We start from the raw sequence: 14,399 nt of genomic DNA on the forward strand, positions 1-14,399 counted from the left end.
CGTCACCCAGGGGCCGGAGACGGCGGACTGGCGGCCGGGGGCTGCAGACACCGCTTGGCGTCCGGGGCAATTCAGCTGGATGCGTCGGCGGGCAACAGCGAGCGAGTGATCCGACCGCTCTGGAAACGAATTTGATGTGCGGGACGGCGCAGTGCCTCAACCGCGGTGTCTGGGTGAACGATGACTCCGCCACCGGACGGAATCCCGAGCCCGGTGGCGGCTCCGTTCAGAGATTCGATCGTCCGCGACAGCCGAGCCCATTCGGTTCGCTCGTCGTGTGCGTCGACGACCATGGGAACGAGGTCGAACACGCCGAACAGCTCAGGTGCGGAAGATTGCGGCGTCTCGACGATTCCGTAGCGTCCCAGCTGGACCGCACCGGCCGAAACGCCCACCAGGAGCGCGCCGTGGGTATACCGGTCCAGAATCGCCCCTTTCATGCCGGTCTTCTCGAAGGTGTCCCAGCCCAGGCGCACGTCCCCGCCGGCGAGGATGATCAACTGGGCGCTCGCCAGGAAGTTGCGATCGTCGGGGCCGAAGGACGAATCGATCATGCGGCGAGTGGTGATTCCAATCGCATCCATGGCCGCCTCGAAGATCTCGTAGTACTCCGGACGATCTCCGTTGGAGGCGCCGATGTATGCGGCGCTCAGGGGGTTGGCTCGGGCCAATCCGTCGACGGCCGCCTCGAGGAGCAGCCGGTCCCGCTGTTTCCAAAAGAGCAGCTGACTGTCCGCCAGGAGATAGAGCGGTTGTTGTCGGGGCGCCGTGTCACCCACCGTCGGGCCTGATCGCGGTGACCTCGTCGAACCGCGCGAGGGCCGCGTCGAGGTCCGCCTCGTCGAAGATTTCGCAGCGGTCGATAAGGTCACCGTCGACCGTCTGGACTTCTATGCCCCGCCACTCGGCGTCGAACCCATCCTGTGAAACACCCTGAGCCACATGGGAGCAGACCATGCCGAGGTCAGTCAATCGATGGACGGCTTCGATGCGGAAGGTGAGGTCGGTGGTCAGTTGCCACAGCGAACGCAGGGATGCGTTCAGGCCGCCTTCCTCAAATATCCCCGGGCGTCGGTGATCGACATTCACCCAATCCGGCGTCGTCGGAAACAGCTCGCGCCGGTTCATCGCGGCGTAGGAGCCTGCGATGACCGACCAAGTGTGCGCGTGCGGGGCCGCTTCACCGGCGAGGTAGCGGGCATCTAGTTCTTCGAAGGCGGCGTCGATGTCGTCGGGATCAAAGAAGACGTGGGCCGAAATGCGCAGGTCCGCGTCGAGCTCCGCGACTCCAAGCATTTCGATGACGAACTCTCCATGCTCGAGGTCGGAGTTGAAAGATCGAACGATAATGAGGGCGAGCCGCTCCCCGCGAGTCGCAATGACCGTCAGCGTCACGTGTGCCAAGCCCTGGGCGAGGGCTTGCATGTTCGCGATGACGACGTCCCGACCGTCCCATAAGCCGACATTCACCACTCGGCGGCGGTCGTCGACAACGCTTTCGCCAGAGAGGATTTCGGCCACAGCTGCCCAGTCGCGAGCCGCCGAGTGCGCGAAGAGCCACTCTTCTGCCCGGCTTGCCGCATTCTCTAGGCTCGGTCTTGGCCGGCTCAGCTCGTCAAAGCGCGCGAGGGCGGCGTCAACGTCCACATCATCGAACATCTCGCAGCGATCGACCCTGTCTCCCCGGAAAGTGAAAAAGACGACCTCTCGCCACTCCGCGTCGAAGCCGTCCTGGGAGGTGCCATACCCGGTATGAGTAATGACGGCTCCAGCGTTTGTCAGCCGGTGCACCGTCTCGATGCGCATCTTGAGATCGGGTGCGACATCCCAGGTGGCTTGGACATACGGGACGATGTTGCCGGGCTCGAACGTTATGCCGCGCCGATGGTCGATGTTGACGAAATCCGGCGTGGTCGGCGGCATCTCGTGCCGGTTGAGCCCCGCGTACGTCTGCGCCATGAGCGACCACGTGTGCCCTTCATACGCCGCCTCGCCTGCGAGGTAGCGGGCATCGAGTTCTTCGAATGCGGCGTCTAATTCGTCGAGATCGAACAGGATGCGTGTCGCAATCCGGTTTTCGGCATCCAGCTCGACAATGCAGAGCAGCTCGACGTTGAAGTCTTCGGGCCCTTCGTCCAGCGAGAATCGCGTACGTCTGAGGAGAAGTCTTTCGCCGCGGGTCGCGATGATAATCGATGTGACGTGGGTGACCCCGATCTCGGAAAGGCTTCGCATGTTTGCGACGTCAGAATCTCGGCCTCGCCGAATGCCGGCGTTCACGGTCCGCCGGCGGTCGTCATTGGCCACGTCATCAGCCAGCATCGCCCCCAGGGCTTTCCAGTCACCTGCCGCGATGTACCCCCAGAACTGTTGATCGGCACGGGTTGCCGCGTTTTCCAATCGCCGCGGCTGCTGGTGCAGTTCGTCGAAGCGTGCGATGGCGGCGTCGAGTTCCGTCTCGTCGAAGACTTCGTATCGGCTGAGCAGATCACCTTCGAAGGTGAAGATGGTGATCGTTTGCCACTCGGCGTCGAAGCCTTGTTGTGAAGTCCCCTTCACCACTTGCGTGGCGACGGCTCCGAGTTCGGTCAGCCGATGCACACTCTCGACGTAGACGTGTACCTGCGGAAGAAGATCCAGATTGGCGCGAACAGTTGCGGCCAGATCGGCGCCCTCGATCGTCACGCCCCGGCGATGGTCGATGTATACGACATCCGGCGTCATCGCGGGAAGTTCGTGCCGGTTGAACTGGGTGTGGCCCTGGGCGACCAGCGACCACACGTGCGCGTGGGTGGCCGCTTCGCCGGCGATGTACCGGGCTTCGAGCTCGGCCACGGCGCCGTCGAAGTCGTCGGCATCGAAGATGGAGTGAACAATCATCCGGTTGTCCCCGTCGATCTCCACGACGCCGACCATATCCGCACTGATCTCCCCGGGCTCACATCCCAGGGCGGAGGACCAAATACGAGTGAGGGCAAGGCGTTGCCCGCGAACCGCGAGGACCGTCGAGACAATGCGCTCGAATCCGACCTCAGCCACTGCTCGCAAGTTTGCGATATTGATATCTCGCCCGCGTAGTACACCGGAGTTGACCACCCGACGGTTGTCGTGCGACACAGCATTTTCGGCGAGTACCTCGGTCATCGCGGTCCAGTCTCGCGTCGTGAGGCAGTCCCAAAACCGTTCGCTCACCTGGCTTGCCGCATTGACCGGGCGGTGCGACCGCGACTGCAGCTCATCGAATCGGGTAAGTGCGGCGCCGAGGTCCGCTTCGTCGAACACCTCGCAATGCTTGAGCATGTCGCCATCAACGATCAAAAAGAGGATCTCTCGCCACTCGGCGTCGAAGCCGTCCGGCGAGGTCCCGTTCGCAGCGTGGGTGACGACGGCGCCTTGCCGATTCAACCGATGCACCGCGGCAATTCGGATGGTCAGATCAGGCGTCTGATCCAACGCGCTACGGAGGAATTCGACCAGCTGGCCGGGCGCCCACGCCGCACCTCGCCGATGGTCGACATCTGCGAAGTCGGTTGTCATCATTGGTAGTTGACGCCGGTTGATCGCTGCGTACGCCTCCACGATGGCAGACCATGTGCGCTCGCAGGCGGCCGCTTCGCCGGCGAGGTAGCGCGCATCGAGCTCAGAGAAGGCCGAATCGACGTCATCGGGATCGAATACGACGGTCGCGGCGCATCGATTGTCGTCGTCGATCTCGACGACACCGAGTGCCGCAGCTTGAAATGGTGCGGGTACTGCGTCTTGGCTCGCGAACGTGAAACGGAAGAGCACGAGGTTCTTTCCGCGAGTCGCAACGACGGCCGCGCGCACATCACTCATCCAGACCTCTGCGGTGGCCCGCCAATTCTCCATCTCGATATCACGACCGCGTCGGATTCCGGCATTGATGACGGAGCGGCGGTCGTCTGAGAAGAAGTCAGCCGCGATTAGTTCCGCCATGGCCTCCCAGTTGTGGCTGGCAAAATGTGTCAGGAACTGCTGGACGACCCGGCTTGCCGCATTCTCTGCCGAAGGTGGCGGCTGGCTGAGCTGATCGAACTGCTCGATCGCGGCGTCCAAGTCCGTCTCGTCGAAGAGCTCGCACCGCGTGAGTTGGTCGCCATCGACTACGAGTAGTTGAATCATGCGCCATTCGACATCCAAGCCGTCAGGTGAAAATCCTTGCGAGTCAATGGTGACGACCGCTCCGGCTTTGTTGAGCTGGTGCACTGTTTCGATCGTGACGCGGAAGTCCGGGGTGAGATCGAAGAAGTTTTCCAGAGCAGGGTTCAGCTCGCCGGACGCGAACGGCGTGCCCCTCCGGTGGTCGACGATGAGCCAGTCCACGGGGGTGAGTTCATGACGGTTGAACATCGCGTAGATGTTCGTGATCACCGACCACGTGTGCGCGTGAGCTCTCGCCTCGCCGGCGGAATACCGGGCCTCAAGCTCTGCAAAGGCCGAGTCGATGTCTTCCGGGTCGAAGGAGACGAGCGCGACGATCCGACCGTCCGTGCTTATTTCGATGATGGAGAATCCCTGCAGCTGGAACTCCGCGGTCGTCTGTCCTTGTCCCACGAAGAGGAAACGAAGGAGCGCAAGGTGTTCTCCACGGGTAGCGACGACGGACCGCCTCACGTTAGTGGCCAGGATGTCGGCAGTGCCACGCCAATTCGCTATCTCGGCGTCTCGGCCATGTCGATTCCCTAAGTTCACGACCCTACGGCGATCTTCTGAGGTCATGTCTTCCACGAGCAGCTGCGCCATTGCATCCCAGTTGGTGGCCGCATAATGCGCCAGGAAGTGCTCGGCCACCCGGCTCGCCGCATTCTCCAGCCGCTGCGTTGGACTGGTGAGTTCCTCAAACCTCGCAATCGCGGCGTCGAGGTCCGCCTCGTCGAAGACTTCGGAGCGGCTGACGAGGTCACCGTTGACCGTCACCAGGCTGATTCCTCGCCATTCAGCGTCGAAACCCTCGCGGGAGGTTCCATGCGCGACATGGGTGTAAACCGCTCCCGCGTCGCTCAGCCGATGCACCGCCTCGGGATAGGTTCGAATTCTTTGGTCGAGATCCCATCCCGCGCGGACGTATTCAATCAGCTCACCGGGGGCGTGAGCTGTCCCTCGGCGATGATCGACGCTCGCGAAATCGGCTGTGGTGGCGGGCAGTTCGTGTCGGTTGAGCGCGGCACAGCCCTTTATGATGACCGACCAGGTGCGCGCATGGGCGGCCGCTTCGCCTGCAATGTAACGGGAATCGAGCTCTGCCAAAGCAGCGTGAATGTCGTCGGTATCGAAGAAGACGACTGAGGTGATCAACCCGTTGGAATTGAGTTCGAGCACGCCGACCACTTCGGTGAGAAATGCGTCGAGGCCGTCATCGCGATCGGCGAAGCGCAGGCGCATGAGGGTAAGTCGCGTGCCGCGAGTCGCCACCAGGGTTGCCGTCACGCTCGCGGGCCAGAGACCGGCGACTGTCCTCATGTCGGCGATCTGAGCGTCTCGACCATGTTGGGGGCCCGCGCCTACTACACGACGGCGATCGTCGTATACGAGGTTGTCGTCCAGCATCGTCTCCATCGCGTCCCAGTCGCCGGCGGCGAAGAACGCCAGATACCGCCGACCGGCTTGGGTGGCGGCGTTTTCCAACTGGCGCGCCGGCTGGCTGAGCTGATCGAAACGTGCAAGCGCAGCGTCAACGTCGGTTTCGTCGAAAAGCTCGGTGCGGCTGATCCGGTCGCCGTCAAAGGTCACAACGTCAACGACCTGCCACTCCGCATCGAAACCCTCTGGCGAGGTCCCGATGGCCACGTGCGTTAACACCGCGCCGAGATCGCTCAGCCGGTGCACAGCCGCCATGTAGATCCTGGACTGTGGCGAGAGTTCCCAACTGGCAAGGAGGTACGCGGCTAAATCACTCGGACCGATGGGGGCGAGTCGTCGGTGGTCGATGCTCACCCAGTCGGGCGTCACGGCAGGGATTTCCCGCCGGTTCAACGCCGCGAAGGCTTCGGTAATCAGGGACCAGGCGTGCGTGTGGGCGGCCGCGTCACCGGCGAGGTAGCGCGCGTCGAGCTCCGCCATGGCGGCGGCGTAGTCCTCGAGATCGAAGACGACCCGTGCCGACACCTTCCCGTCGGCGTTGAGCTCGAAAACGTCGTACACATCGGTGTGAAACGCCTCCGGCCCCGTGTCCCGACCCCACGTTTGACTACGGCAGAGCGCCAAGCGGTCGCCTCGGGTGGCGATGACGTCAGACGTCATGGTTTTGACGCCGATTTCGACCGTTGCCGCCATCTCTTCGAGAGTGGCCTGACGGCCTTCTCGGGTACCGGAATTCACCGTCCGACGACGGTCGTCATTGGAAATGTCCTCGGCCAGAAGGCCCGACATCGTGTCCCAATCGCGCGCCGCAAAAAGCGTTTCCAAGCGTTTGTGCGTTTGGCTTGCCGCGTTCTCGAGCTGCACTGTCGGCTGGCCCAGCTGGTCGAACCGCGCGAGCGCGAATTCCAGGTCTTCCTCGTCGAATAACTCGCAGCGGTTGATCGCGTCGCCTTCGACGGTCAGAAGGAAGAGTTCCCGCCACTCGGCTTCGAAGCCCTCCTGTGACGTTCCGTGCGTCACGTGGGTGAGTATGGCTCCGAGCTCGGTAAGTCGATGGACGGCCTCGATGTGGGTCGCGCCGTCTTGAGCGAGCTGCCACGCGGCGCGGACGTAGGCGATCAGGTCACCGGGTGCGAACGCCGCCCCCCTGCGATGGTCGATGCTGACGAAGTCCGCTGTTGTCGCCGGCATCTCGAATCTGTTGAGCGCGGCGTAGGCCTCCGTGATCACCGTCCAGGTGTGCGCGTGGGCGGCGGCGTCGCCGGCGAGGTAACGCGCGTCGAGTTCGGCGAGGGCGGCATCGACGTCGTCGACGTCGTAGACAATTACCGCCGTAATCCGCCCCCCGGAATCGACCCCGACGATGTTGAGGGCATCGTTTTGGATCGTCTCGGGGTCGCTGCCCGACGCGCGCATGCGCAAGAGCGTGAGCGACGTGCCGCGGGTCGCCAGGACCTGAACCATTTTCAGCGTGAAGCCGACATCGACCAACGCCCGCCCTTCTTCGATCCCGGCACTGCGTCCAAGCCGGAGACCGGCATTCACCACACGCCGGCGGTCGTTGTAGAACAAATCGTCGGCCACTATCGCGGTGATCGCGTCCCAGTCGCGAGCGGCCAGCAGATGCATCAGGCGCTCGTAGGTTTGGCTCGCCGCGTTTTCCGGCCGTGGTGCGGACCGAGTGAGCTTCTGGAACGTGTCGACCGCCGCGTCGAGGTCCGTCTCTTCGAAAACCTCTACTCGACTGATCATTTCGCCGTCGACCAGCATCAGGTCGACGCCGCGCCATTCCGCCGTGAAGCCGTCGCGTGATGTTCCATGTCCTGCCCACGTGAAAACAGCGCCGAGGTCGTTGACGCGATGCTCTGTTTCGACGTAGATGTCGAGCTGTTGGTCGAGATCCCAGCCCGCACGGATGTACTCCAGACCCTCACCGGGCGCAAACGTCGCCACCCGACGGTGGTCGATAGTCACCGCGTCCGATGTTGCGGCCGGCAGTTCGCGCCGATTATGGGCAGTGAGAGCCCCGGTCACCACCGACCATGTGCGCGCGTACGTGGCCCCTTCGCCGCCAATGAAGCGTGCGTCGAGTTCGGCGACCGCGGACTCGATGTCTTCGAGGTCGAACGTGGCCACGTTCGCGATCCGGTCATCGGCGTCGATCTCGACGACGTTGAGGGCGTCGTTTTCAACGGCCCCGGGGTCGCGGCCGGAGGCCCGAGTGCGGGCGAGCACCAGACGCTTCCCGCGGATCGCCACGGCGCTCACCATCGAGATCGTGAAGCCGACTTCGGCGGCCGCCTGCAGATCTCGCACGACGGCACTTCGACTGTATTGAGTCTCGGCACTCACGACCCGCCGGTGATCGATGCCGACGTAGTCGTCGGCGACGGTGTCCGCCAGTGCATCCCAGTCGCGGGTCGCGAAGTGCGACCAAACATGCTCGAACACCAGGGCCGCCGTGTTCTCCAAACGCCGCGCGGGGGGCCGCTCCGCTTGGAACCGGGCTTCGAGCTCGGCCATTGCGGCATCGATGTCGTCGATGTCGAACCACAGGTGCAGCCCGATTCGTCCGTCGTCGTCGAGGCCGAACAATTGCAGCGAGTCGTCGCGCGGCGCACCGGGACTGGTGTCCGCCATGTGCACTTCCAATCGCGTGAGCGCCAGTCGCTCACCGCGCACGGCGACGGTTGCGTGACCGTGCCATACACCGCCCAGCGCGCGCGTGCTCCTGACGACATCGTTGACCCATTGGGAAGGCGTGACCACTGTGCGGGGGAATCCGACGACCTTGCGCCGACTCTCGAGGACGATCTCGGGCGCGAGTCGTCGCTCAGTTTCCTCCCAGGCTTCCCGGTCGATTGCGGCGTCCATTTCGCGCACCGAGCGGACGCATTCGTTGTCAAGTTCGACGGACGGTGGCGCTTCTTGCGGCGCTTGGGGAACCGCGACGACACGATCGCCGACCAGGCCGCGTGCCCTTTCGGCCAGCGCGCCCGCGCCCTTCCGTTCGTACAATTCGACTGCCCGCTGCGCGGCGGCACGCGCACCCGCGACGTCGCCGGCCGCCCCCAACGCTGTTGCCAGCGCGAGGCATGCGTCGCCGTGATCGACCAAAGCGTCGGTGCGCTCGGCCAGCGCGACGGCCTCCTGGGCAAGCCGCCGCGCCTCGTCGTGGTCACCGCCGCGCGACAGCAGCCGTGCTCGAAGCGTGCGCCAGGCGATCGACGCCTTCAACGCGTGGCCGGCCAGGCGTTCGCTCTCCGCACACAATTCGTTAGCCTCGGCATCCCGATCGAGCGCCAGGCACGTGCGGCCCAACAACGCCGCGGTCTCGGCGGTGTCGGCATCGAGACCCATGCGACGAAAACCGTTGTAGGCCTTGCGCAGGTACGCCTCGGCCGCGGCCGGCTCGTCGACCACCAGCTCGACGATTCCGGCGAATTGCTCGACCTCGACGAGGGCATGGCGAAGGCCGAGCTCGGTGACGGTGCGGCGGGCCGAGTCGATCATGCGTCGCGCCGCCGCGGCCCGCCCGCGGAAGGCCTCCAACACCGCCTGGCAGCGTGTCGACGTCGCCTCGACCGCGGGCGAGTCGGTGGTGATGCGCAGCAGCCGCACCACGTCCAGGCACCGGCCTCCTGCGCGCGGCACCGGGTTGGGGCCCCAGAGCGCGGCGAGTGGCGCCTGGGCCAGCACCGCGTTCACCCGGCGGTGTTCACGGGCGCGCCGCGCCGCGGTGAGGGCGTCGTCCAGGGCGATCTCACAGTCGCCGATCCTGCCCAGCCGGGCCAGGCACCCGGCACGAACGGTGTGCGCCTTCGCTTCTCCTGCGGCATCGCCCAATTCCGCCAGTTTGTTGGCGGCGGCGCCCACCGCGGCCTCGACCTCGTCGAGCCGCTCGGGGTGAATCAGCATCGACAATTGGCCGTCGAAGCATGTCGCCCATGCGGCAAGTTGGGCGGAACCGACCGTGGCCGTTTGCAATTGAGCGACGGCACTGGCTGCCGACGCCACGTCACCCGCGGCCAGCAGGGCCTCGCAGCGCGCGATCAGCAGCGCGGCAACCTGGTCGTCGCGGTCGGGCAGCTCGTCGTCGATCTCTTCCAGGGCGTGCAATGCGCGGTCGTAGAGGTCGGCCGCGCCCTCGTAGGCGAGCCGCGTCATCGCCTGATCCGCCGCGCGCCGGCAGTATTCGACCGCCTTCGCCGCGTTGCCCGCCCACGCGCATTCGAAGTAGTGATACGCCAGTTCGGCGAGCAGTTCCTCGTCGGCGCCGGGCTCGCTTTCCAACGCGGTGGCGATGCGTTGGTGCAACCGCATGCGCCGCACCGACGGCAATTCGGCCAGCAGCGACTGCCGAACCAGCGCATGGTTGAACCGGTACCGGCCGCCGGGCTCTTCGATGACGATGCCTGCCTTACACGCCTCGTCGAACGCATCGACCAGGTCGTCGCCGACCACGCGTTCGACCAGTTCCAGCGCGAACCGGCTCCCGACGACAGCGGCCGCGGCGAGCGCCTTGTTGGTCTCTGCCGGAAGCCGCGAAAGACGGCGGCTCACCGCCTCGCGCACCCCCTGGGGCAGGGTGCTCTGGTCCCAGCGGCCGCCGCTTTCGTCCACGTGGCGCAGCGCCTCGATGAGGAAGAAGGGGTTGCCTCCGGTGACCGAGGCCAATGCCCGGGCCAGCTCTTCGTCGTTGTAGCCGGCCTCCGCGACGTAAGCGGTCACGTCGTCCTCGTCGAGACCGCTCAGCGCCAAACGGCTGGCGGTGCCGTCGCGGTGCAAGTCGGCGAGCATCGCGGCCAGCGGGTGGGCGCGGTCGAGATCCGTGCTGCGATACGTGCCGATGATCTGCAGCCGGGCCTGCTCACCGAAACGCAGCAGATGCCGCAACAGCAGCAGCGTGGGCTTGGCCGCCCAGTGCAGGTCGTCGAGGATCAGCACGACGGGCGCGCGCGCGGAAGCCATCGCCAGCAGCGCGACGACCGCGTCGAACAGCGCATAGCGTTCTGTGTCCGGATCGGCCCGCGTCGGTGCCGCCAGATCGGGGAGGACATCGGTCAGCCCGGGAATGAGCGTGAGTAGCGCCTCCACGCCACGCAGCCCGCGGAGCCCGCTTGCACCCAGGCACGGCACCAGCGAACGCAGCGCTTCCGCGAAGGGCTGGTACGGGGCGCCGAGGTCCTCGTCGCATCGGCCGTAGATCACGAGTGCGCCCTGGTCGTGGGCCTGCCGGGACCACTCGCCGGCCAGGCGTGTCTTGCCGACCCCCGGTTCCCCGGCGATCAGCATCGCGTTGGTCCCCCCGGCGAGCGCGGTCTGCCAGCCCGAAGCCAGTCGCTCGAGCTCGTGGCCCCGCCCGACGAACGGGCCGCGCCCGGCGAGCACCGCAGGCAGGCTGGGGCGTTCCAGCGGCGGCTCGGTGGTAGCCGCCGGACCGGGGTCGTCGGCGGTGAGCAGTTGAAGCTCGAAAACGTGTTCCGGGCGCGCAAGGTTGCGCAGTTGGCGAGTTCCCAGGTCGGCCAGCACAACGTCGTCGGGCAGCGAGTCGATGACGAGCTCCGCCGTCGCGCCCGAGCACAGGATCTGCCCGCCGGCGGCCAGCGACCGCAGGCGAGCGGCGCGGTTGACGGCGCGACCGAAGTAGTCGCCGTCGCGGAGCTCGACCTCCCCGGTGTGCAAAGCCACGCGGATACGCATGGGCTCACGCAGCGCCCACGGCTCGTGCACGATCGCGTCTTGAAGCTCGATAGCCGCGGCGGCAGCCGCCGAGGGCCGATCGAAAACCGAGAACGTCGCGTCACCCTCGCCGCGCGTCTTGATCAGCCGCCCCCCGCGCGACGTCACGACCTGTTCGACGAGCTCGTCGTGTCGTGCCAGTGCCACCGCCATGGCCGCCGCGTCCGCCTCCCACGCGGCCGTCGACCCTTCGATGTCGGTCAGCAGGAAGGTGACAGCACGAGTGACCGACGAAAGCTGCTGTGCGGCAGGTGTTTCCAGCGAGGAGTCTTGTGCGACGATCGCGGCCTCCAGCCGGCGGAGCTCGGGGCCGGGGTCGACGCCCAATTCGTCGGCCAGCAGCGCGCGCGCACGCTGGTATGCGCCAAGCGCTTCGCCCTGCCTGCCGGCGCGATACAGCGCGAGCATGAGCTGGCCCCACCGCCGCTCACGCAGCGGCGCGTCGGCGACGGCGGCCTCGAGCTCCCCGATGATCTCCGCGGCCCGGCCGGTCGCGAGCAGCGCGTCGGCGCGATCCTCCACCAGCGCCGCATGGCCCTCGATCCACCGCGTTTTCTCGGAGGTCCCTCGCCGGCTGTCGGGCAGCTCCGGGATCCCGCGCCAGAGGGCAAGTGCATCCTCGAACCGGGCCACCGCCTGGCCGATGTCACCGGCGGCGGCGGCGTCGCGTCCCAGCCGGGCGGCCGACTTGTACCGCGCGGCGTCCACCTGCGTCTCGGCCAGGGTCCAGCCCGCGCCCGCCGTCAAGACGAAGCCGTCACCCAGCGCGCGACGCAAGGACGAGATGTGGGTTTGCAGCGCCTTGGCCGCGGTGCGCGGTGGGTCCTCGCCCCAGAGCAGTTCGACCAGCGTGTCGGCCGCGACGACGGACCCGCCGTGCAGCCCCAGCATCGAAAGGATCGCGCGAGGTTTGGCGCCCGGGATGACGACGGGCGCCCCGCCTAGCCGAACCTGCAGAGGTCCCAAAACCCCCAGTTCCACCGATGGAAGCGTACTCACATCAGTCATCGTCGGTGCGGCGATTCAATGCATGGTCAAGATCGAGTAAAGCTCGCTTCGCGCCGAAGCCCGCCGCCACCCTAGGGCCGGCCAGTCTGAACCGTTAGGTTTGTATCCATGGGCAATGAAGGGGGAGGTGGTTCGGCGTTCACCTGGCAGGGCCGGCGTGAGTTGGTCAGCCAGATCCATGAGCAGCTCGACGAGCTGGTGGAAGCCCGCGACCAGATGGAACAACTGGTTCGGGTCATCAGCGAAATCGGTTCGGACCTCGACCTCGACGTGACCCTGCACCGAATCGTCAAGGGGGCGATGGAGCTGACCGGCTGCCGCTACGCAGCCCTGGGCATCCGCGCTCCCGATGGCGCCTTCGTCTCCTTCGTGCGCGCGGGGATCGACGACGACACGGCGCGGCTGCTCGGTGATCTGCCGGTTGGTGAGGGTCTCCGGCTCGCCGACGTGAGTGCCCATCCGCAGGCCGGCGCGCTGCAAGACCACGATCCGCCGGTGCGCGCGCTGCTCGGGATTCCGATCACGGTTCGCGGAGCGGACTTCGGCAGCCTCTACCTGGCCGACGACGTGGCCGGCCGCGCGTTTTCCGACTCCCAGGCGGCCGCCGTGCGGGCCCTGGCGACCGCCGCGGCGGCGGCCGTCGACAACGCGCGCCTGTTCGAGCGGGAACGCGAATCCGCCAAGTGGACGAAGGCCAGCCGCGAAATCACCACCGCCCTGCTGTCCGGCGACCCCCAGACCGGGCCGCTCCAGCTGATCGTGAACCGGGCGCTGGAGCTGGCCGGCGCCGAACAAGCGATTCTGCTGGTTCCGAAGGAGCCCGACCTGCCCGCCGACGAGGTCAACACCTTGGTCGTGGCCGCCACCGCGGGTCGATACTCCTCGGAGGTGATCGGTCGTCAGGTGCCGATGGACGGCTCCACCACGGGCGGTGTCGCGCGGCGCGGCCTACCGCTCATCACCGACTCCTTCCAGTACCCGATCGAGGGGTTCACCGACGTCGGTGAACGCTCCGCGATCGTGATGCCGCTGATCGCCGATGGCGCGGTGCTCGGCGTCATCGCCGTCGCCCGGGACCCGCAGCAGTCGCCCTTCGGCGACGATTACCTCGAGCTGGTCAGCGACTTCGCCCGGCACGCGGCCATCGCCCTGGCGCTCGCGGCGGGCCGCGAACACGCTCTCAACCAGGAACTCGCACAAGCGGACAGCGTCGATGAGGCGGTGAACGCCGCGGCGGAGGAACTGCGCCGGCTGTGGCGGGCCCGCCGCGTCGTCGCCGTCACCTTCCCGGCTCAGAATTCCTCCACCGGAACCGCCTATGGCCCACCGCAAGTCGTATCTGTCGGTGAGGCCGCGCAGTGGGAAGACCTGCCGACCCATACCCAGCGCATGCTCAGCCAGCTGCGTGAGGGCGACCTGCTCACGCCCAGCACAGGTGAGCCCGGGACGGCGGGCATCGCGCTGCAGCACCCCGAGGGCGTACTCGTGGTCTGGATCGATCTGGCCGAACGTCGGTCGTTCACCCTCGAAGACCAAACCCTGCTGACCGTGCTGGCGGGCCGGCTCGGCCAGGGCCTGCAGCGCGTCCATCAGGTCGATCAGCAGCGCGAAACCGCCTTGGCGCTGCAGCACGCGATCCTGGGTCCCGCTGATCTGCCACACGGGTTCGCCGTGCGCTATCAGGCCGCCAGCCGGCCCCTGCAGGTGGGCGGCGACTGGTACGACATCGTCGAGCTCGACGACGGCCGAATCGCGATGGTCGTCGGCGACTGCGTGGGGCATGGCCTGGCCGCCGCGACCGTGATGGGGCAGGTGCGCAGCGCGTGCCGTGCGTTGCTGTTCGAAAACCCAAGTCCCGGGGCGGCTCTCGCCGGGATGGATCGCTTCGCGGCGCGGCTGCCCGGCGCGCAATGCACCACCGCGGTCTGCGCGGTGCTCAACCCCGAGACCGGCGAGCTGGTGTATTCCAGTGCCGGGCACCCGCCGCCCATCCTGGTCCACGCGGACGGCACCACCCAGATGCTCGACGACGGTCACACGATCGCATT

General features: G+C 66.4%; 3 protein-coding genes. 1 reads left to right on the forward strand and 2 read right to left on the reverse strand.

Annotation, left to right across the window (positions count from 1 at the left end; all coding sequences use genetic code 11):
• Window positions 1-71: 71 nt before the first annotated feature.
• Complete coding sequence (locus A5701_RS03550; protein ID WP_067748529.1) at window positions 72-779, reverse strand: Type 1 glutamine amidotransferase-like domain-containing protein; 708 nt, start codon at window positions 777-779, stop codon at window positions 72-74.
• On the reverse strand, window positions 772-12,234 hold the full coding sequence (locus A5701_RS03555) for a BTAD domain-containing putative transcriptional regulator (RefSeq protein ID WP_231972758.1): 11,463 nt from the start codon (window positions 12,232-12,234) through the stop codon (window positions 772-774). The genes A5701_RS03550 and A5701_RS03555 overlap by 8 nt, the downstream gene beginning before the upstream one ends.
• Window positions 12,235-12,459: 225 nt before the next feature.
• Here A5701_RS03555 and A5701_RS03560 point away from each other — a divergent pair.
• On the forward strand, window positions 12,460-14,399 hold a 1,940-nt coding region (locus A5701_RS03560), incomplete at its 3' end, for a SpoIIE family protein phosphatase (protein WP_067748535.1).

The organism is Mycobacterium sp. E3305 (assembly GCF_001666785.1).
Lineage (GTDB): Bacteria > Actinomycetota > Actinomycetes > Mycobacteriales > Mycobacteriaceae > Mycobacterium.